Annotated in this window: 17 protein-coding genes and 1 tRNA gene; 16 read left to right on the top strand and 2 right to left on the bottom strand. The window is 56.1% G+C overall.

Annotation, left to right across the window (positions count from 1 at the left end; genetic code table 11):
• Window position 1 precedes the first annotated feature (1 nt).
• From S7A_RS01185 to mrdA, 11 genes are all read left to right on the top strand, one after another.
• On the top strand, window positions 2–1,105 hold the full coding sequence (locus S7A_RS01185; RefSeq protein WP_009087209.1) for a M20 peptidase aminoacylase family protein: 1,104 nt from the start codon (window positions 2–4) through the stop codon (window positions 1,103–1,105).
• A gap of 284 nt (window positions 1,106–1,389) precedes the next feature.
• Window positions 1,390–2,976, top strand: coding sequence for a peptide chain release factor 3 (gene prfC, locus S7A_RS01180; protein ID WP_009087207.1), 1,587 nt, complete (start codon window positions 1,390–1,392; stop codon window positions 2,974–2,976).
• A 258-nt stretch (window positions 2,977–3,234) separates the two neighbouring features.
• Window positions 3,235–3,849 carry a molecular chaperone OsmY gene (gene osmY / locus S7A_RS01175; RefSeq protein ID WP_009087205.1) on the top strand — a complete coding sequence of 205 codons (615 nt, stop codon included), beginning with the start codon at window positions 3,235–3,237 and terminating at the stop codon, window positions 3,847–3,849.
• A 98-nt stretch (window positions 3,850–3,947) separates the two neighbouring features.
• Complete coding sequence (locus S7A_RS20645; RefSeq protein WP_003848537.1) at window positions 3,948–4,109, top strand: DUF1328 domain-containing protein; 162 nt, start codon at window positions 3,948–3,950, stop codon at window positions 4,107–4,109.
• A gap of 219 nt (window positions 4,110–4,328) precedes the next feature.
• Window positions 4,329–5,381 (top strand): patatin family protein, encoded by a 1,053-nt coding sequence (locus S7A_RS01170; protein ID WP_009087200.1) that lies wholly within the window; start codon window positions 4,329–4,331, stop codon window positions 5,379–5,381.
• Window positions 5,378–6,175, top strand: coding sequence for a TatD family hydrolase (locus tag S7A_RS01165; protein WP_009087197.1), 798 nt, complete (start codon window positions 5,378–5,380; stop codon window positions 6,173–6,175). The genes S7A_RS01170 and S7A_RS01165 overlap by 4 nt, the downstream gene beginning before the upstream one ends.
• Window positions 6,176–6,384: 209 nt before the next feature.
• Window positions 6,385–7,164, top strand: coding sequence for a deoxyribose-phosphate aldolase (deoC, locus tag S7A_RS01160; protein ID WP_009087196.1), 780 nt, complete (start codon window positions 6,385–6,387; stop codon window positions 7,162–7,164).
• Window positions 7,165–7,225: 61 nt separating this feature from the next.
• Entirely contained in the window at window positions 7,226–8,554 is a 1,329-nt protein-coding gene (deoA, locus tag S7A_RS01155; RefSeq protein ID WP_009087194.1) for a thymidine phosphorylase, read from the top strand.
• 95 nt (window positions 8,555–8,649) lie between these two features.
• Window positions 8,650–9,873 carry a phosphopentomutase gene (deoB, locus tag S7A_RS21155; protein ID WP_009087193.1) on the top strand — a complete coding sequence of 408 codons (1,224 nt, stop codon included), beginning with the start codon at window positions 8,650–8,652 and terminating at the stop codon, window positions 9,871–9,873.
• Between the two features lie 27 nt (window positions 9,874–9,900).
• Window positions 9,901–10,614, top strand: a complete 714-nt coding sequence (deoD, locus tag S7A_RS21150; protein ID WP_009087192.1) for a purine-nucleoside phosphorylase — start codon at window positions 9,901–9,903, stop codon at window positions 10,612–10,614.
• 209 nt (window positions 10,615–10,823) lie between these two features.
• Window positions 10,824–12,713, top strand: a complete 1,890-nt coding sequence (gene mrdA / locus S7A_RS01140) for a penicillin-binding protein 2 (RefSeq protein WP_009087190.1) — start codon at window positions 10,824–10,826, stop codon at window positions 12,711–12,713.
• Between the two features lie 26 nt (window positions 12,714–12,739).
• Here mrdA and S7A_RS01135 read toward each other — a convergent pair whose 3' ends face one another.
• Window positions 12,740–14,059, bottom strand: coding sequence for a PAS domain-containing methyl-accepting chemotaxis protein (locus S7A_RS01135; protein ID WP_009087189.1), 1,320 nt, complete (start codon window positions 14,057–14,059; stop codon window positions 12,740–12,742).
• Between the two features lie 223 nt (window positions 14,060–14,282).
• Here S7A_RS01135 and S7A_RS01130 point away from each other — a divergent pair.
• From S7A_RS01130 to S7A_RS01110, 5 genes are all read left to right on the top strand, one after another.
• A tRNA-Phe gene (locus S7A_RS01130) sits at window positions 14,283–14,358 on the top strand.
• A gap of 287 nt (window positions 14,359–14,645) precedes the next feature.
• Window positions 14,646–15,611: a sensor domain-containing diguanylate cyclase gene (locus tag S7A_RS01125; protein WP_009087187.1), complete on the top strand. Its 966-nt coding sequence runs from the start codon at window positions 14,646–14,648 to the stop codon at window positions 15,609–15,611.
• Between the two features lie 743 nt (window positions 15,612–16,354).
• Window positions 16,355–16,519, top strand: a complete 165-nt coding sequence (locus S7A_RS01120) for a general stress protein (protein ID WP_004571242.1) — start codon at window positions 16,355–16,357, stop codon at window positions 16,517–16,519.
• 502 nt (window positions 16,520–17,021) lie between these two features.
• Entirely contained in the window at window positions 17,022–17,504 is a 483-nt protein-coding gene (locus tag S7A_RS01115) for a ferritin-like domain-containing protein (protein ID WP_009087186.1), read from the top strand.
• A 10-nt stretch (window positions 17,505–17,514) separates the two neighbouring features.
• Window positions 17,515–18,021, top strand: coding sequence for a ferritin-like domain-containing protein (locus S7A_RS01110; protein WP_009087185.1), 507 nt, complete (start codon window positions 17,515–17,517; stop codon window positions 18,019–18,021).
• 67 nt (window positions 18,022–18,088) lie between these two features.
• Here the strand turns inward: S7A_RS01110 and treF are convergent, their stop codons facing one another.
• Window positions 18,089–19,768, bottom strand: coding sequence for an alpha,alpha-trehalase TreF (gene treF / locus S7A_RS01105; protein WP_009087184.1), 1,680 nt, complete (start codon window positions 19,766–19,768; stop codon window positions 18,089–18,091).
• Between the last annotated feature and the right edge of the window lie 272 nt (window positions 19,769–20,040).

Genomic DNA, 20,040 nt, shown 5'->3' with positions numbered 1-20,040 from the left:
TTTGACTAAGGTACTGGAGCATTATCACACGCTGCATGAAATCCCGGAGCTCGGTTTTCAGGAGTTCAAAACCTCGGCCTATATCGCTGATCAGCTGGAGAAAGCGGGCCTGAAGGTGACGCGCAACATTAACAACACCACCGGTATCGTGGCGGAGATTGACAGCGGTGTCCCGGGGCCGGTGCTGGCGCTGCGGGCGGATATGGATGCACTGGGACACGTGATCGACGGTGTCCCCTGCGCGCGGCACACCTGCGGTCACGATGGTCACTCGTCGGTGGTGCTGACGGCGGCCGCGGCTCTGCTGCAGGAGGGCACAGTGAAACGTGGCCGGCTGAAGATCCTGTTTCAGCCCGCCGAGGAGCTGGGCGCCGGTGCGCTGTCGATGATCGAGGGGGGCGCGCTGGATGATGTAGAGATGATTCTGGGCTTCCATCTGCGTCCGCTGGAGGAGTGCGTCGTGGGGCAGGCGGTGCCTGCGGTGCTTTACTCCGCCTGCAGCACGCTGGAAGCGACGATTAAAGGCCAGCCTGCCCACGCGGCACGTCCGCATCTGGGCGTGAATGCGCTCGATGCCGCCGTTCAGGCGGTGCAGGCGGTCAACGCCCTGCATCTCTCTCCCGGCCTGACCTGGAGCGTTAAAGCGACCCGTTTCCTGTGTGACGCCGGGGTAACGAACTCGGTGCCGGATGAAGCCCGTGTGGTGTGGGATCTGCGCTCTCAGGAGAATGGACCGATGACCCAGCTCAAAGAGCAGGTCACGCGCGCTATTACCCACAGCGTGGCGGCGCTGGGGGCCAGCGCCGAGGTCCGGGTGCTGAAAGAGATGCCTGCGGCCGAGATCGATGATGAAGCCACGGCGGTGATCCGCGCCGCTATCGTTGAGGTACTGGGCGAAGCGGGTGCACTGCCGGCCCGCACGACGCCAGGCAGCGAGGACTTTTTCTACTATCCGGTGAAGCGTCCGGGAGTGAAAGCGGGGTTCTGGGGGCTGGGTACCAACCTGACGCCAGGACTGCACCATCCCGATATGCGATTTGACCTCAGCTCACTGGAGATCGGCGTGCAGATCTTCAAAGCCTGCGTCAGAAAGGTGCTGGGATAACGAAAACAGGGCGGGCGCGGGTCAGCCCCGCCCAGAGCCACTCTTCAGCGCGCTATCTCCGCTAAATCCCGCCCCTTCCCCTGTAGGCCGCGCGCGCAAAATATTGTATGCTATGCCGCCTTAAAGCTGACCAGGTAACCGGAATTCACGCCAATGTAACTTCGCGCTGACCCGCCAACGATAAAATATCGTCCTGGCACCGTTTACCCGCCGGTAAGGTTCTGCCGGCCACCGTGATTTATCAGCAGCGCCTGTGACCCGCGCTGCTCCATTGAGAAGAATTCATGTCTAATCCCTTTTTAGAAGAGGTGGCACGCCGCCGCACCTTCGCGATTATTTCGCATCCGGATGCCGGTAAAACCACGATTACCGAAAAAGTGCTGCTGTTCGGACAGGCTATCCAGACCGCCGGTACGGTAAAAGGCCGCGGCTCTAACCAGCACGCTAAGTCGGACTGGATGGAGATGGAGAAACAGCGTGGTATCTCCATTACGACCTCGGTGATGCAGTTCCCTTACCGTGACAGCCTGGTGAACCTGCTGGATACCCCAGGTCACGAAGATTTCTCGGAAGACACCTACCGCACCCTGACCGCCGTGGACTGCTGTCTGATGGTGATCGATGCCGCGAAAGGCGTCGAGGATCGTACCCGTAAGCTGATGGAAGTCACCCGCCTGCGCGATACGCCGATCCTTACCTTTATGAACAAACTTGACCGTGACATCCGCGATCCGATGGAGCTGCTGGATGAGGTGGAAAGCGAGCTGAAAATTGCCTGCGCACCGATCACCTGGCCGATTGGCTGCGGCAAGCTGTTCAAAGGGGTTTATCACCTCTACAAAGATGAGACCTATCTCTACCAGTCCGGTAAAGGGCACACCATTCAGGACGTGCGCATCGTGAAGGGGCTGAATAACCCGGAACTTGATAGCGCCGTCGGTGAAGATCTGGCGACGCAGCTGCGTGAAGAGCTGGAGCTGGTGCAGGGTGCCTCGCACGAGTTTGAGCAGGAAGCGTTCCTGAGCGGCGAACTCTCGCCGGTCTTCTTCGGCACCGCGCTGGGTAACTTTGGCGTGGATCATATGCTGGATGGCCTGGTCTCCTGGGCGCCGCGTCCGATGCCACGTCAGACCGACACCCGCACTGTAGAAGCACAGGAAGAGAAGTTCACCGGCTTTGTCTTTAAGATCCAGGCAAACATGGACCCGAAACACCGTGACCGCGTCGCCTTTATGCGTGTGGTTTCCGGGAAGTATGAAAAGGGGATGAAGCTGCGTCAGGTGCGAACTGGCAAAGATGTGATGATCTCCGATGCGCTGACCTTCATGGCGGGCGACCGTTCCCATGTGGAAGAAGCCTATCCTGGCGACATCATCGGCCTGCATAACCACGGCACCATTCAGATCGGCGACACCTTTACTCAGGGTGAAAATATGAAGTTCACCGGGATTCCGAACTTCGCGCCAGAACTGTTCCGCCGTATCCGCCTGCGCGATCCGCTGAAGCAGAAACAGCTGCTGAAAGGGCTGGTTCAGCTGTCGGAAGAGGGCGCCGTGCAGGTGTTCCGCCCGGTGCACAACAACGATCTGATCGTGGGTGCGGTCGGGGTGCTGCAGTTCGACGTGGTCGTCGCACGCCTGAAGAGCGAATATAACGTCGAAGCGATCTACGAAGCGATCAACGTCTCTACGGCGCGCTGGGTTGAGTGCGACGACGTGAAAAAGTTTGATGACTTCCAGCGTAAAAACGAAGTTAACCTGGCGCTCGATGGCGGCGATAATCTGACCTATATCGCGCCTACCATGGTCAACCTCAATATTACCCAGGAACGTTATCCGGACGTTCGTTTCCGCAAAACGCGCGAGCACTGATCGCGCTGTTTCCGGGCCATTCCAGCAGGGAATGGCCCTGTTTTCCCCGCTACAGACTCCTCCTAAAAACCCTGTTTTTCTGCTGTTTTAACGTGCGATCAACCAGTTAGCCAGGCAAATCGCAAAATGCCGACTATGATTATTCTATCGGACGGCGAAAGAGACTTCTCTTGTCCTTACGTCCTGTAACGCAGCGGCACCTGTGCTGCTGTTTCGCCCACAGTTTTGGGTGAGTTAACTGATAGAAGGAAGATATCGATGAACAAGACTAAGATTGCTAAAACCCTGATGGCTGCCATGATTGGCTCAACACTGATCAGCGGCAGCGCCCTGGCTGACGAATCACTTTCTCAGAAAGCGTCTCAGACTGCCGACAGCGCGGGTTCGAAAATCGATAGTTCTATGAAAAAAGTCGATGGTTATATGGATGACAGCGGCATCACCGCCAAAGCCAAAGCGGCACTGGTGGATGACGACGCCATTAAAAGCACGGATATCTCGGTAAAAACGCATCAGGGCGTCGTGACCTTAAGCGGTTTCGTCACCTCACAGGATCAGGCTGAAAAGGCTGTGGCTGTGGTGCAGAAAATCGAAGGTGTTAAATCCGTCAGCGACAAACTACACGTCAGAGACAGCAAAACCACTTCTGTGAAAGGTTATGCGGGCGATGCCGCAACGACCAGCGAAATTAAAGCTAAGCTATTAGCGGATGACATTGTTCCGTCGCGCAACGTTAAAGTTGAAACCACCGACGGCGTTGTTCAGCTTTCAGGGCATGTGGCGAGTAAGGCACAGTCAGACCGTGCTGAAAGCATCGCTAAAGCCATTGAAGGCGTGAAAAGCGTTAAGAATGACCTGACGGTTAAATCTTAATGGCTGCAGTGCGGTCACGGTTGTGGCCGCACGAATAAAAGAGACCCATCCGGGGATGAAATAAGCAGTTCGAATTTAAATAGGGTAAGGAGAGGCTTATGTTTCGTTGGGGCATTATTTTTCTGGTGATCGCACTGATTGCTGCAGCGTTAGGTTTTGGCGGTTTAGCGGGTACAGCAGCATGGGCAGCTAAAGTTGTCTTCGTTGTTGGTATTATCCTGTTCCTCATCAGCCTGTTTACCGGCCGTAAAAAGCTTTAGCCGATGAGTCCTGCAGTGTAATGCAACGCAAAGCATAGAGCGGAGACCAGTCATCGTCAGCGACAGACGTGAAGAGAGGGACACCTTCATATCGCGACGGTGGTAAGCCTGCCTGGCAGGTTTACCGGTTAAAGGAATAGAGGACTGGTTCTCCGGAATGCTGCCGCTGCAAGCGGATTGCTCCCCCAGCCTGCCCGGAGCCCTTCTGAGGTTCGCACAGTGGGTATACGCATTCCTGTCACGCTTGGTGCCATTGAACCTCTGGCACTGATCCCCTTTAAATCGCAGAAGATTGCCCTGGTGTGTGAAGGCGGCGGTCAGCGCGGTATTTTTACCGCCGGTGTTTTGGATGAGTTTCAGCGCGCCCGATTTAACCCGTTTCATCTGATGCTTGGCACCTCTGCCGGTGCACAAAATCTCTCTGCCTATGTCTGTGGTCAGCCCGGCTATGCGCGGCGCGTCATTACCCGATATACCACCAGCAAACTCTTTTTCGATCCGCTGCGCTTTGTGCGCGGGGGAAATCTGATCGATCTCGACTGGCTGATTGAGATTACCCGCAGTGAATTTCCGCTGGCGATGAGCAGTGCAGAGCAGATGTTCTCCAGCGGCCGCGAATTTTATATGTGCGCCTGCCGCAGTGACGATTACACCCCTAGCTACTTTACGCCCACTGCCGACAACTGGCTGGATCTGATCAAAGCCTCCAGCGCTATCCCCGGCTTTTACCGGCTGGGGGTCAATCTGGAGGGGATCAGCTATCTCGACGGCGGCATCAGCGATGCCATTCCGGTGCGGGAGGCGGCCCGTCGCGGGGCTGACACCATCGTGGTGATCCGCACCGTGCCGTCGCAGATGTTCTACACGCCGAAATGGTTCAGGCGGATGGAGCGCTGGCTCAGTACCGGCGCGTTGCAGCCAATGGTGAATGTGGTCAACCGGCACGAGCAGAGCTATCGGGAAATTCAGCAGTTCATTGAGAATCCCCCCGATGATTTGCGTATCATCGAAATCTTTCCGCCGCATGCGCTGGCCAGCAGTGCGCTTGGCAGCCGCATCAGCTCACTGAATCAGGATTATCATCTGGGACGGCGCTGCGGCCGCTATTTCCTCGCGACGCTGGGGCAGTGGCTGAGCGATGCGGAACCGCTGACCTCGCCGCGCATCGTCACGCCCGCTGCCCCGGTGGCGAACGCGCCCGATACCCGCCAGATTATCACGCCGCCGCTGGCGGATAACGATGAGCATTACGACAAAGGATCGCTGGCATGAAGTTTATCGACACGCACTGCCACTTCGACTTTCCGCCGTTTGAGGGGGACATTTCCGCCAGCCTGGCGCGCGCCGCTGAGGCGGGCGTGGAGAAGATCATCGTTCCGGCGATTGATGCCAGCCGCTTTGAGCGGGTCTCTGCGCTGGCCGCAGCGCATCCGGCCTTATATGCCGCGCTGGGGCTGCATCCGATTGTGATCGAAGCGCATCAGGCCTCCCATCTCGACCAGCTTGAAACGCTGCTGCAACAGCGACCGCGTAAGCTGGTGGCGATCGGCGAGATCGGGCTGGATCTCTATCGCGACGATCCGCAGTTTGATAAGCAGCAGCGCTTTCTTGAGGCGCAGCTTAAGCTGGCGAAAACCTATCAGTTGCCGGTGATCCTGCATTCACGGCGCACGCATGACAAACTCGCGCAGATCCTGCGTCGTCACGATCTGCCGCGCCGTGGCGTGGTGCATGGTTTTGCTGGCAGCCTGCAGCAGGCGCAGGCTTTTATCCGGCTGGGCTATGCGATTGGCGTTGGCGGCACCATTACCTATGAGCGCGCCAGCAAAACCCGTCAGACCGTGGCGCAGCTGCCACTCTCTTCGCTGCTGCTGGAAACCGATGCCCCTGATATGCCGCTGCAGGGCTTTCAGGGCCAGCCCAATCGTCCTGAACGGGCGCGTCGGGTGTGGGAGGTGCTCTGCAGCCTGCGTGACGAGTCACCTGAAGAAATTGCCGATGCCCTGTGGCACAACAGCCAGCAGCTGTTCCGGCTCGATCCCGCCTTTCCGGCGCTGCGCCCATAAATGTGATAATAGTAACATCGCATCGCGTGACGTATAATGGCCATTAATCCGCGTTATCTGCGATTTTTGTCACAGCCTGCGTGGTAATTTTGCACCAATTTCTTATTTCTATGTGACTGCTGGCACATATCAGGCCGCTTCAGAGTGTTATTATTATAACATTCCGCCGGCGAGCCGGTGGGTTGCACCCCGATTCTTTGGAGAGCCTCATGACCGATATCAAACACCTCGCCCTGCGCGCCCTGAAACTGATGGATTTGACCACCCTGAATGAGGACGACACCGATGCAAAAGTGATCGCCCTGTGCCATCAGGCCAAATCCCCGGCTGGCAACACCGCCGCAATCTGCATCTATCCGCGTTTTATTCCGATTGCGCGTAAAACGCTGCGCGAGCAGGGCACGCCGGAGATTCGTATCGCCACGGTGACGAACTTCCCGCACGGCAATGATGACATCGACATTGCGCTGGCCGAGACCCGTGCCGCAATCGCCTACGGTGCCGATGAAGTGGATGTGGTGTTCCCCTATCGCGCGCTGATCGCCGGGAACAGTCAGGTCGGCTTCGATCTGGTCAAAGCCTGTAAAACGGCCTGTGCAGAAGCGAATGTGCTGCTGAAAGTGATCATCGAAACCGGTGAGCTGAAGCAGGAAGCGCTGATTCGTCAGGCGTCAGAAATCGCCATCGACGCCGGTGCCGACTTTATCAAAACCTCTACCGGCAAAGTGCCGGTCAACGCGACGCCCGAAGTGGCGCAGATCATGATGAATGTGATCCGGGATAAAGGCGTCAGTGAGCAGGTTGGCTTTAAACCTGCGGGCGGCGTGCGCACCGCGGAAGATGCCGCAATCTATCTGCAAATGGCGGAAGAGACGCTGGGCGCCGACTGGGCCGATGCGCGCCATTTCCGCTTTGGTGCCTCCAGCCTGCTGGCGAGCCTGCTGAATACCCTGGGTCACGACAGCGACACCAGCAAAGCCGGTTACTGATCCTTCTGGCGGTCGCTGACCGCCTTTCCCCACCGCATCTTTTCTGAACCAGGGGGCTTTCGTGTTCCTGCCACAAGAAATTATTCGTAAAAAACGTGACGGCCATGCGCTGACTGAAGAGGAGATTCGCTTCTTCATCAACGGCGTGCGCGATAACAGCGTTTCGGAAGGCCAGATTGCTGCGCTGGCGATGACCATCTATTTTCACGATATGACCCTGCCTGAGCGGGTGGCGCTGACGATGGCGATGCGCGACTCCGGTACGGTGCTCAACTGGCAATCACTCCATCTCAACGGCCCGGTGGTGGACAAGCACTCTACCGGCGGCGTTGGCGATGTGACGTCACTGATGTTAGGACCGATGGTGGCGGCGTGCGGCGGCTATGTGCCGATGATCTCCGGGCGTGGATTGGGCCACACCGGGGGCACGCTGGATAAGCTGGAGGCGATTCCGGGCTTCGACATCTTCCCCAGCGATGACCGTTTTCGCGAGATCATTAAGCAGGTGGGTGTGGCGATTATCGGCCAGACCAGTTCGCTGGCCCCGGCGGACAAGCGTTTCTACGCCACGCGTGACATCACCGCCACCGTTGATTCCATTCCGCTGATCACCGCCTCGATTCTGGCGAAGAAGCTGGCCGAGGGACTGGATGCACTGGTGATGGATGTGAAAGTCGGCTCTGGCGCGTTTATGCCAACCTATGACGCTTCTGAGCAGCTGGCGCAGTCGATCGTGGGCGTCGCCAATGGCGCAGGCTGTCAGACCACAGCTTTGCTGACCGACATGAATCAGGTGCTCGCCTCCTCCGCAGGTAATGCGCTGGAAGTGCGTGAAGCGGTGCGTTTCCTCACTGGCGAGCAGCGCAATCCGCGCCTGCTCGAGGTGACGCTGGCGCTCTGCAGTGAAATGCTGATCTCCGGTAAACTGGCTGCCAGCGACGCCGAAGCGCGTCAGAAGCTGATGGCAGTGCTGGACAACGGCTGCGCGGCCGACTGCTTCGGGCGCATGGTTGCGGCTCAGCAGGGGCCGGCCGATTTTGTCAAACGCTACGACACCTATCTGCCACAGGCGATGCTGAGCAGACCGGTATATGCCGACCAGCCAGGCATCGTCAGCCGTATGGATACCCGTGCGCTGGGGCTGGCTGTGGTCGCGCTGGGCGGCGGACGTCAGCGTGCCAGCGACAGCATTGATTACAGCGTCGGCCTGAGCGACATGATCACCCTGGGCGAACGGGCCGACGCACAGCGTCCTCTGGCGATGATTCACGCCAGCAGCGAAGAGCAGTGGCTGCAGGCCGCCGCCGCGGTGAAAGCCGCGCTGGTGCTGGGTGACAGCGCCCCGGCTGAGACGCCGGTTGTCTATCGCCGTGTGAGCGATATCCGCTAACTGGCCCGTAACCCGTGCCAGCCGCGATGCATTCAGGTATACTGATCTGATCGCTTTTTTTTGACTTGTCACGCGCCAATGCGCAGGAGACTTGCATGAAACGTGCTTTTATTATGGTTCTCGATTCCTTTGGAATTGGCTCCAGTAAAGATGCCGATAAGTTCGGTGACGCAGGTTCAGATACCCTGGGTCACATCGCTGAAGCCTGTTTTAAAGGTGAAGCAGACAAGGGACGTAAAGGCCCTCTGCATCTGCCTAATCTTACCGCGCTGGGTCTGGGTAAAGCCGCGGAGCTGTCGACCGGTCGCTTCCCGGCCGGTCTGGACCCTGAGGCGACGATCACCGGCGCCTACGCCTACGCCAGCGAGCTGTCGTCGGGCAAAGATACGCCGTCAGGCCACTGGGAAATCGCCGGTGTGCCGGTACTGTTTGACTGGGGCTACTTCAGCGACAAAGAGAACAGCTTCCCGCAGGATTTGCTGGACAAGCTGGTGGAGCGCGCTGACCTGCCGGGCTACCTCGGAAACTGCCACTCATCAGGCACCGTGATCCTCGATCAGCTGGGTGAAGAGCATATGAAAACCGGCAAGCCGATTTTCTATACCTCGGCAGACTCGGTGTTCCAGATCGCCTGTCATGAAGAGACCTTTGGCCTCGACCGCCTTTATGCGCTGTGTGAAATCGCCCGTGAAGAGCTGACGGAAGGGGGCTATAACATCGGCCGCGTGATTGCCCGTCCGTTTGTGGGCGACAAAGCGGGGCAGTTTGAGCGCACCGGTAACCGTCACGACCTGGCGGTTGAGCCACCTTCAGCCACCATGCTGAAAAAGCTGGTGGATGAGAAAGGCGGCCATGTGATTTCAGTGGGTAAAATCGCCGATATCTATGCGGAGCAGGGCATTACCAAAAAGGTCAAAGCGACCGGTCTGGATGCGCTGTTTGACGCGACGATCCAGGAGATGAAAACGGCGCCGGATCAGGCGATTGTTTTCACCAACTTCGTTGATTTCGACTCCACCTGGGGGCATCGCCGCGATGTCGCCGGTTATGCTGGCGGCCTGGAGCTGTTTGACCGTCGCCTGCCTGAGCTGATGGAGCTGGTCGGCGAAGATGACATTCTGATCCTCACCGCGGACCACGGCTGTGACCCGACCTGGCAAGGCACCGAGCATACGCGTGAGCACATTCCGATTCTGATCTACGGACCAAAGGTGGAGCCGGGCTCACTGGGCTACCGCGAGACGTTCGCCGATATTGGTCAGACAATTGCACACTACTTTGGCCTGTCCGACATGGACTATGGCAAGAACATGCTGTAAATCAGCACTTTAATAAGGATTTAAACCATGGCTACTCCTCACATCAATGCTGAAATGGGCGATTTTGCCGATGTTGTTCTGATGCCCGGCGATCCGCTGCGTGCAAAGCACATCGCAGAAACCTTCCTGGAAAACCCGGTTGAAGTGAACAATGTGCGTGGCATGCTGGGCTACACCGGCACTTACAAAGGCCGCAAAGTCTCTGTCATGGGTCACGGAATGGGTATCCCTTCCTGCTCCATCTACACCAAAGAGCTGATCACTGACTTCGGCGTGAAGAAGATCATCCGTGTTGGCTCCTGTGGTGCCGTGCGTCCTGACGTCAAACTGCGTGACATCGTGATTGGTATGGGTGCCTGCACCGATTCCAAAGTGAACCGTATGCGTTTCAAAGATCACGACTTCGCGGCGATTGCTGACTTCGACATGGTGCGCAACGCGGTGGATGCGGCGAAAAACCTGGGTGTTGAAGCGCGCGTCGGTAATATCTTCTCTGCCGACCTTTTCTACACCCCGGATCCGCAGATGTTCGACGTGATGGAAAAATATGGCATCCTCGGCGTCGAGATGGAAGCGGCAGGCATCTACGGTGTGGCCGCTGAGTTTGGTGCCAAAGCCCTGACCATCTGCACGGTATCAGACCACATCCGTACGCATGAGCAGACCACAGCGGCTGAGCGTCAGACGACGTTCAACGACATGATTAAAATCGCACTGGAATCTGTCCTGCTGGGTGATTAATCCCTCTGGCGGGCGCTGTCGTCCGCCATCTGTTCAGATCCTCTTTAACCGGAGGATCTGCCTCACTCCCCCGCGCTGTCCCGTAACATTCACATCAAATGACACACTTTTGCCGAGGCTTGTGCATCTTCGTGCTGGCACCGCCGCGAACGCGCTTTATTATGGTGCGCAACAACAGATAATAATTAATCGCCTGATAATGCCCCCTGATGAATTTTCGTAACTTCGAAGCTGAAGAGAAGCTCTTTGCCCGCCGTGCTGCAGTTGCCTTTGCTCTGGTCTGTCTCTGTTTCACTATTCTTGGCGTGAACCTTTTCCGTCTGCAGGTGCGCGATCACGGCTATTACCAGACGCGCTCCAATCAGAACGACATCAAGATGATCCCCATCGCGCCGACGCGCGGGCTGATCTATGACCGCAACGGCATTCCGCTGGTGCGTAACGTCAGCTGGTACGCCATCACGCTGACGCCGTATAAAATCAGCGACATGGAAGCGACGCTGCGCGAGCTGACGCCGCTCGTGGATCTGACGCCCGATGAGATCGACACCTTCCGCCATGCGCTGAAGCAGACCAGCCGCTACAAGCCGGTGGTGCTGAAAGAGGAGCTGACCGAAGAGGAGGTCGCCCGCTTTGCGGTGAATCAGTTTCGCTTCACCGGTGCCAGCCTTGAGACCTATCAGGATCGGGAATATCCCTACGGGGCCGATCTGGCACATGTGGTCGGTTATGTTTCGAAAATCAACGACAGCGACTACAAGCGCCTGAATGAAGAGGGGATCGCCGAAAACTATGCGGCGGACCATAATATCGGCAAGCAGGGCATTGAGGGCTATTACGAAGCGCTGCTGCACGGCAAGCCGGGCTATCAGGAAGTGGAAGTGGATAACCACGGCCGCATTGTCCGGGTGCTGAAAGAGGTGCCGCCGGTGGCAGGCAAGAACCTGACGCTGACGCTGGATCTCCATCTGCAGCAGTATGTGGAAAGCCGCCTGGCGGGGCAGCGTGCGGCGCTGCTGATTGAGGATCCGCACGACGGTTCGGTGCTGGCGATGGTCTCCAGCCCCAGCTATGACCCCAATCCGTTTGTCAAAGGCATCAGCTATCAGGCCTACAAAAAGCTGCTGCAGGATAAAAACCTGCCGCTGATTAACCGCGTCACGCAGGGACTCTATCCGCCCGCCTCGACGGTAAAACCTTACATGGCGATGTCAGCACTGCTGACCCATGTGATTACGCCGCAGACGCAATTCTTTGGCGCGCCGACCTGGACGCTGCCGGGCACCGACCGGCGCTATCGCGACTGGAAAAAGACGGGCCACGGTATGCTGGATGTGACGCGCGCCATTGAAGAGTCTGCCGACACCTTTTTCTATCAGGTGGCGTTTATGATGGGCATCGATCGCATTCACACCATGCTCAGCCAGTTCGGCTATGGCAAATCGACCGGTATCGATCTGAATGAGGAGTATAACGGCCTGCTGCCGAGCCGCGAGTGGAAACAGAAGGTGCATAAAAAGCCGTGGTATCAGGGCGATACGGTCTCCGTCGGCATTGGCCAGGGCTACTGGATCGCGACGCCGATTCAGATGGTGAAAGCGATGGTGGCGCTGATCAACAACGGCAGGGTGATTGCGCCGCATCTGCTGGAGAAAACCCAGCGCGGCACCCTGGTAGAGAACTACCATCCACCGCTGCGCGAAACGCAGATTGGCGATCCCCATTCTCCCTACTGGGCGCTGGTGCGCCGTGCGATGTTTGGCATGGCGAACTCACCTAACGGCACCGGCTATAAATATTTCCACACGGCGCCTTATGGCATCGCCGCGAAAAGTGGCACCTCGCAGGTTTTCAGCCTGCGCCAGAACCAGACCTATAACGCGAAGATGATCCCGGTCCGGTTGCGTGACCATATCTTCTACACCGCCTTTGCCCCCTTTAACGACCCGAAGGTCGCGGTGGCCCTGATTCTGGAAAACGGCGGCGGGGAAGGGGTGACGGCTGCGCCGGTGATGCGGGATATTCTGGACCATATCTTTATCCCGCCCGCGCCAGAGGCGACGGTGTCCGCCACCCAGACCGCGCAGACCGCGCAGTAAAAGGGGGCAACAGCCCCCGCAGCCACTCAGGCCTTAAGCGTTCTGGCGACCTGGCCGATGGCACGCACCACATCGGTTGCGCCTTCGCGGATTTCGGCGATGACGCCGCCCGCTTCCTGGGCCAGCTGCACGCCCTGATCCGCGCGCTTCAGGTTCGATTCGATCCCCTTCAGCGCGCGGCTCGCCAGCACGTGGTTTTGCTGGATCCGGTTTTCGATGTCGGTAGTCGCGCGGTTGATGTTTGCCGCCAGCGTGCGCACTTCGTTTGCCACGACCGCAAAGCTGCGGCCATGGCTGCCCGCTCTTGCGGCCTCAATGGCGGCATTCAGTGCCAGCAGGTTGGTCTGATCGGCAATGCGCCGGATCCCTTCGACAATCGCGCCGATACGATCTGATGACTCGCTCAGGCCGGTAATGTCGCCGGAGATGCCCTGCAGTTCCCCCGCCAGCGCATTCATGGTCTGAACGCTGCTGGCAATCACATCGGCACCCAGCCGTGTACTCTCATCCGTCTGCAGCGCGGTGTGATAAGCCTGCTGCGCCGCGTCATGCTCCTGCTGATTCTTCTCCACCTGAGCGGTGACATCCGTCGCGAATTTGACGATTTTGTAGAGCCGGCCCTGTTCGTCAAACACCGGGTTGTAGGTTGCGCGCAGCCAGATGGTCTCACCGGCTTTGTTGACGCGGGGAAACTGACCGGAGACAAATTCACCCCGGTTGAGCTGCTGCCAGAATTCGCTGTATTCCCGGCTGTCGCGCAGCGCCTGCGAGCAGAAGTGGCTGTGATGGATACCTTCGATCTCCTCGCGGCGGTAGCCCATAGTTTTCAGAAAGTTATCATTGGCTTTGAGCACCTCGCCCTTAAGGTTAAAGGCGATCACTGCCATAGAGCGCTCAATGGCGGTCGTGATGGCGCGCTGCTCCTGGGCGTCGTTGATATGGCCGGTAATGTCGGTGGCCAGCTTAACGATTTTGATCACCCGGCCATGTCGGTTCTGCACCGGGACATAGTTGGCTTCGAGCCACACAGGGCGGCTGTTTTTGGCTACGCGCAGGAACTTGTCGCTGAAGCTCTCTCCCCGGTTCAGTCGCAGCCAGAAATCCTGATAATCTTTCGACTGTAACTGCTCTGCGGTGCAGAACAGGCTGTGGTGCTGGCCTTCTATCTCTGCCAGCGTGTAGCCCATACGCGCCAGAAACAGCGTATTGGCGCTGAGAATGGTGCCGTCAGGCGAAAATTCGATCATGGCGATAGATCCGTTAAGCGAGCTCAGCGTGGCTGCTGAGTGTGCGCGTTTCTGCCAGCTGTGACGTGCAGCGATTCCTGATGTAATGGTGGAAAACATAGCGATCCTTATTATTAGTGTGGGATTCGCCTTATTTATCGGCATCCGCGCGGCACAATGGAGTCTTTACCGGTTCGCTGACGACTATTTATCCTGACGACCGTCACGTTTTTGGTGTCAGGAGAGCCACAGCGGGCGGGTTGATGGAAAAGCGGGCAGTCGATCTGATTTTGGCGAAAAGCGTTTGACGCTGCCGGGCCGCTTTGGTTTAATGCGCCCCGTTGCCCGAATAGCTCAGTCGGTAGAGCAGGGGATTGAAAATCCCCGTGTCCCTGGTTCGATTCCGGGTTCGGGCACCATCTTTAAAGAACCCGCCTCTGGCGGGTTTTTGCTTTTTAGCGCCACATCCCACCTCATAACCCTCCACTGATTTGCCCGCGTTCCCTTACTCACCCGGTCACCCGCAAGAAAGATTTTACGGCGAAACTAATTTACCGTCTTGCCTCTGTGCTGTAATGCCAGACTGCCACCGCCTGATATTCTGCCCAGCCTGCAATTGGCCGCGACTAATCGTGTTTTATACGCCTCTCTTTACAGAATCACTCTGACAGGCACAATACCCCTTTCTCAATCCTGTCTTACGGTCATGTCAGAAGAAGCGCTGCGTCTGCAGATACAGAATTTGAAAAAGCATAATGCGCGGCTGAAGCGTATAGCGCATGACGCCCGGACAAAACTCAATGCGGCGCTGGATGGCACCGGGCTGTTTCTGTGGCAACTGGACATTCCCAGCGGCAAGCTGGTGATCTTCAACCGGCGCTGGGGGGCCATGCTGGGCTTCCAGCCGAAAGAGACTGACGCCACGTTTGAATCCTGGAAAGAGAGCCTGCATCCCGATGATGCAGACGAGGTTTTGCGCGCGTTTTACGACCACATCACCGGGAAAGCGCCCTACTACGAGGCTCTGCATCGCATGATCGCCAAAAACGGCAGCATCGCCTGGGTACTGGATCGTGGCCGGGTCAGCGAGTGGAATGACGCGGGGCAGCCGGTCAAAGTAATCGGCACGCATATCGACATGACCAAAGAGAAGCAATATGAAGAGCAGCTCGCGCTGCTGGCGCTGCACGATCCCCTGACATTACTCAACAATCGTCATGCACTGCAAAGCGCCTTCTGCGAACTCAAAGCGCAGGGGCCGCTCTGTGTCGTCTTTATTGACCTGGATAACTTCAAGCACGTCAATGACACGCTGGGTCACCGCAGCGGTGACGAAGTACTCATTGAGCTGAGTCAGCGGCTGACGCAAAGCGTTCCGGAAGCGGTCATCACCGGCCGGCTTGGTGGGGATGAGTTTGTCCTGTTGCTGCCCTTTGCCATCATTCATCCGCAGGTCAGAGCGCTGGCCCATGCCTGCCTGGATGCCGTTCTGACGCCGTTTGAGATGGCAAACGGACACGCCATGATTGGGGCTTCTGTGGGCGTATCTCAGGTGCAGGCCAGCGATGATTTCGACACCGCGCTGGCGCGCGCGGATGAAGCGATGTACCGCATCAAGAAAAACGGCAAACGCGGTGTGGCTTTTGATCCTGACATTACCCGACTACTGTGACCTGATATACCCGGCTGTGCGCGCTCTCCATCAGGCGTAACGGCACACCCCACCTGATCTTCTCTTTTCACACTTCATCACACTCCTGCCTGTGTCGCAGAGCGGCAGGGTTGATGCCAGCCTCCGCAGAAAACACTTTTTAGTACTATTCCGAAAGCCTCACCTTCACTGTCCACATGCTTAAATTATACCGCTTCGCTTAGTCATTAATTTCAGGGCCGGAAATGGCCTATGATTTTAATTAAAATTCTCGTTAAACCATGATAATTGATCATTTATTGATCAAATTCACCATTTTAAACCTGATGCTCATAATGCCGTGCGCTTCGCTTAATTCTGATCCTGAAAAGACGCGGCCTGGATTTATTTCGCGCTTCGCTTAGGGAAATTGATCGTTTGTTGATCATCTTCACCACCTGATATTGAAGAAGTTATGTTGCAGCCGCTTCGCTTACGATTTTTTCAATTGGACATTTTTCGAAAAAGATCGATTAATAGGGCGCGGCGAATTTGGTTATAAAGTTTTGACACGCCGGTGCGCTTTTTTGAATAGGAAAAGGCGATAGTTGAAATGCGTTATCAATCCGGATGAGGGCAGAGCTACCAATAAACCAGAGCGATGACGGATTTTTATTTGGCTCGCTTGATCGGTCCGATTTTCTGTCTACATTTAGATTGCTGAATCGGCCTGATGAAGCATTAACTGTGCAAATTCTGATTTTTAATTCAAAGAGGAACACAGAATGACTCAATATCGTGGTGGGGCCGGAAACTTTGCGGCTGACAAAGAGCGTGCGGCTGAAGCCGGGCGCAAAGGCGGCCAGAAAAGCGGCGGGAACTTTAAGAATGACCCCGAGCGGGCTATTGAGGCAGGGCGCAAAGGAGGTAAGGTCAGTCGCCGCAGCTAAACCCTTAAGCGCTGTCATCACAGCAGGTTAACAGGTTAAGCGGGCCACAGAGATTCTCTTTAATTTTCCTTAAAGATAATTACCCCCTGAATTATGTCGCTGCTTAATGACTGGCAGCAACAGATATCCTTAATTAAACCGGATGGGTTTACCTGTCCGGTTTTTTATTTCCGTTTCGTTAAAGCTATACGGTTTAATAAAAGTTTGTACAGATGAAGTTTTGCCTGGTGCATTTTTTATGCGCCGGATTCCGGAAATGTATACAGTGATTTATAACCTTGTACAAATTCCGATGTCGCGAGCGAAGCCGTAACGTGGAAAATGCTTTTCAGCTAACATGCTGCTGCAAAAAGGAAAATGCATTTTACATGCCACTTTTGTCTCAAATTCATACTACCGAAGCGTGCGATATTAAGAATCTCCACTAGACTTTCCATGTGTCAACGATATGACTGGCGTTGCGTTATTACCGACGCAGCTTTTTAATCAATGAGGCTATCTTATGACAGTGAAAACGTTAAACGATCTGTTCATCCATGACTTATCCGATGTATACAGCGCTGAGAAACAGATAACCCGTGCATTGCCTAAAATGGCGCGTGCTGCCAGTGACGAAACGCTTGTTGCTGCGTTTAATCAACACCTGGAAGAGACCCGGGTGCAGATTGAACGCCTCGACGAACTGGTAGAGGTAACACCTGAAGTTAAAATTAAACGTATGAAATGCCATGCGCTTGAAGGTCTGGTTGAGGAAGCGCAGGAGATCATCGACTCGGTCGAGAAGGGAGAAGTCCGCGATCAGGGGCTGATCGGGGCAGCGCAGAAAGTTGAGCACTATGAGATTGCGACTTACGGCACCCTGCATGCGCTGGCGTTAAAGCTGGGCTACACCAAAGCCGCCGAGCTGCTGGAAGCGACACTGAATGAAGAAAAACAAACGGATGAAAAGCTGACCTCGGTCGCTGAGTCGATTACCGTCTCTTAAGGAGTGACACATGACTGCAATTGAGCATTATCATGACTGGCTGCGCGATGCGCATGCCATGGAAAAACAAGCGGAAAGCATGCTGAGCAAAATGTCGGGCCGTCTTGAACATTATCCGGCGCTGGAACAGCGCCTGGCCCAGCATCTGGACGAGACAAAACATCAGCTGACATTGCTGGAACAGCTGCTCGACAGCCACGGTATCGATCATTCCGTGATGAAAGATGCGATGGGCAAAATGGCCGCCACCGGCCAGGCCGTGGGCGGCATGTTCAACTCTGATGAAGTGGTGAAAGGCGCCATCAGCGGCTATGTGTTTGAGAATGCCGAGATCGCCAGCTATACCAGCCTGATTGCGGCGGCAGAACAGGTAGGGGATACCCAGGGTGTACGGATCCTTAGCGAAATCCGTGACCAGGAAGTGGCAATGGCGGAGTGGCTGTTGCAGCATCTGCCTGAAGTGACGCAGCAGTTCCTGCAGCGGGCGTCACAGCCAGGCACGGAAGCGAAGAAATAGCGCAGAAACAGTCTGCATAAAAAAGCCGGGATGCCCCGGCTTTTTTGCGTCAATGTTGTTCTGTGTGTCAGTCTGCCATCAGATGACCATACATCGTCATCAACTTGCGGGTTACCCCGTTGGTCCAGCCAAAGCCATCCTGTAGCGGATATTCACCGCCGCCACCCGGACGGGCGCGATCGCCGCTGATGTCATATTTCTCGACCAGCTTATGGTGCAGCTGATAAAAGTTGTTGACCGTGTTGAGCCAGTTAACCGCCACTTCACTCGCCAGCGTCTCTTCGCCATAGTTATTCAGGCCAACCACGGCCATCCACTGCATCGGCGCCCAGCCATTTGGACGGTCCCACTGCTCGCCGCTTTCAACCATAGAGGTCAGCAGACCGCCGTTGCTCAGCAGCAGATGGCGCAGCGAGATTGCCTGCAGATGTGCCTGATGCGGTGTAGCCAGCCCGACAAACAGCGGCACGACTGACGCCACCGTAAAGGCCCCAAAACGCTCACGCCGCCAGTCATAGTCGCGGAAAACGCCTGCGGTGCTGTCCCACAGGTAGCGGGTGATGGCGCGTTTACGCGCTTCCGCTTTTTTCTGCCACGCCAGCGCCGTCAGCTCTTCGCCTTTGGCATGCGAAAGCGTGGCAATCATCAGTTCCAGCTTGTAGAGAAACGCGTTGAGATCGATCGGGATGAACTGCGTCGTCCGGATGCTCGACAGCCGTTTCGGGTTACGCAGCCAGCGCGAGGAGTAATCCCAGCCCGATTCCGCCCCGGCGCGCAGGTCGCGATAGACCTCGCTGGCCGGACGTTTAGATTCACGCGCGGTTTCCACATCTTCGCTCCAGGATTCATCACGCGGCGTATCGCGGTCATCCCAGTAGCGGTTGAGCAGTGAGCCGTTTGGCATGCGCACCACATGACGATAGGCCTGGTTCGGCATCAGTGAACCGGCGCCGTCCATCCAGAACTGATACTCCTTCATCAGCTGTTCCTGATAGCGTTTGGCACCGCGCACGCCATCTTCTTCAAACAGCTCGACCATCAGGGCAAATACCGGCGGCTGAGAGCGGCTCAGGTAATAGGTGCGATTGCCGTTAGGCACATGACCGTAGTTATCGATCAGCCACGCAAAGTTGTCCGCCATATGACGCAGCAGATCGTCGCGGCCCGATTCTGCCAGGCCGAGCATCGTAAAGTAGGAGTCCCAGTAGTAGGTTTCACCAAAGCGTCCGCCGGGGACCACATAGGGTTTAGGCAGCGGCAGCAGCGATGAGTGCGGCATATGCTGCTGTGGCATTTTGGTCAGAACCGGCCACAGGTCATCGATATGCTCGTTGAGCGTTTTATCCGGGTTGGAGACATAGAAGCTTTCATTTACGCCAGGCAGATAAAAGTGATCGGCGACAAAACGCGACAGGTCGAAGTCGCTGCTGCGTTTCTGCCGACGATAGCGCATCAGCACATCCAGCGGATCGTACTTTGGCGAACAGTCGGGGAAGGTTTTGCTGTCCTCGAAAATTCGCGACATCTGGACATGTTCAAACAGTTCCAGATAACGATCGGCAGGCGTCAGCGCATCCGGCGCCGGCAGGCCTTCGATCAGCTCCGGTTCCGGTTCAGAATCCTGCATGCGATCCAGTTTCAGTTCATGGGGATCGTATTGATACTCAACTTCCGCCCCGGCACGAACCTCTTCAAGTGCATTTTGTTGCTGGCGATAAGTATTAATAGCGGCCTCCTGAGCGGTCATGGTTGCACAAAGGACAAATTATAGACCTCTCAATCTGCGGAACAACAATGCAGATTGCCTATGAACGTAATAAAAATTGTCTATTAATTGAGGTTTTTGAATAAATTCCAGACAATTCAACCAAATATGCTGCTGTTCACAAAAAACGCATTTCAGATGAATCTCTTAGGTAACTAAAGAAAAAAATTTAAGCTGAAGAAAACAGGCGTCTGTTTACATTTTGTAAAGAAACCAGAGGCCCTGGCAGGGTGCAAAAAGTGGCATACCCAACG

Origin of the sequence: Pantoea sp. Sc1, from assembly GCF_000255315.1 — a bacterium.
GTDB classification, from domain to species: Bacteria; Pseudomonadota; Gammaproteobacteria; order Enterobacterales; family Enterobacteriaceae; genus Pantoea; species Pantoea anthophila.
The sequence above is the reverse complement of the archived record's forward strand: the minus strand, read 5'-3'. Positions and strand labels throughout refer to the sequence as shown.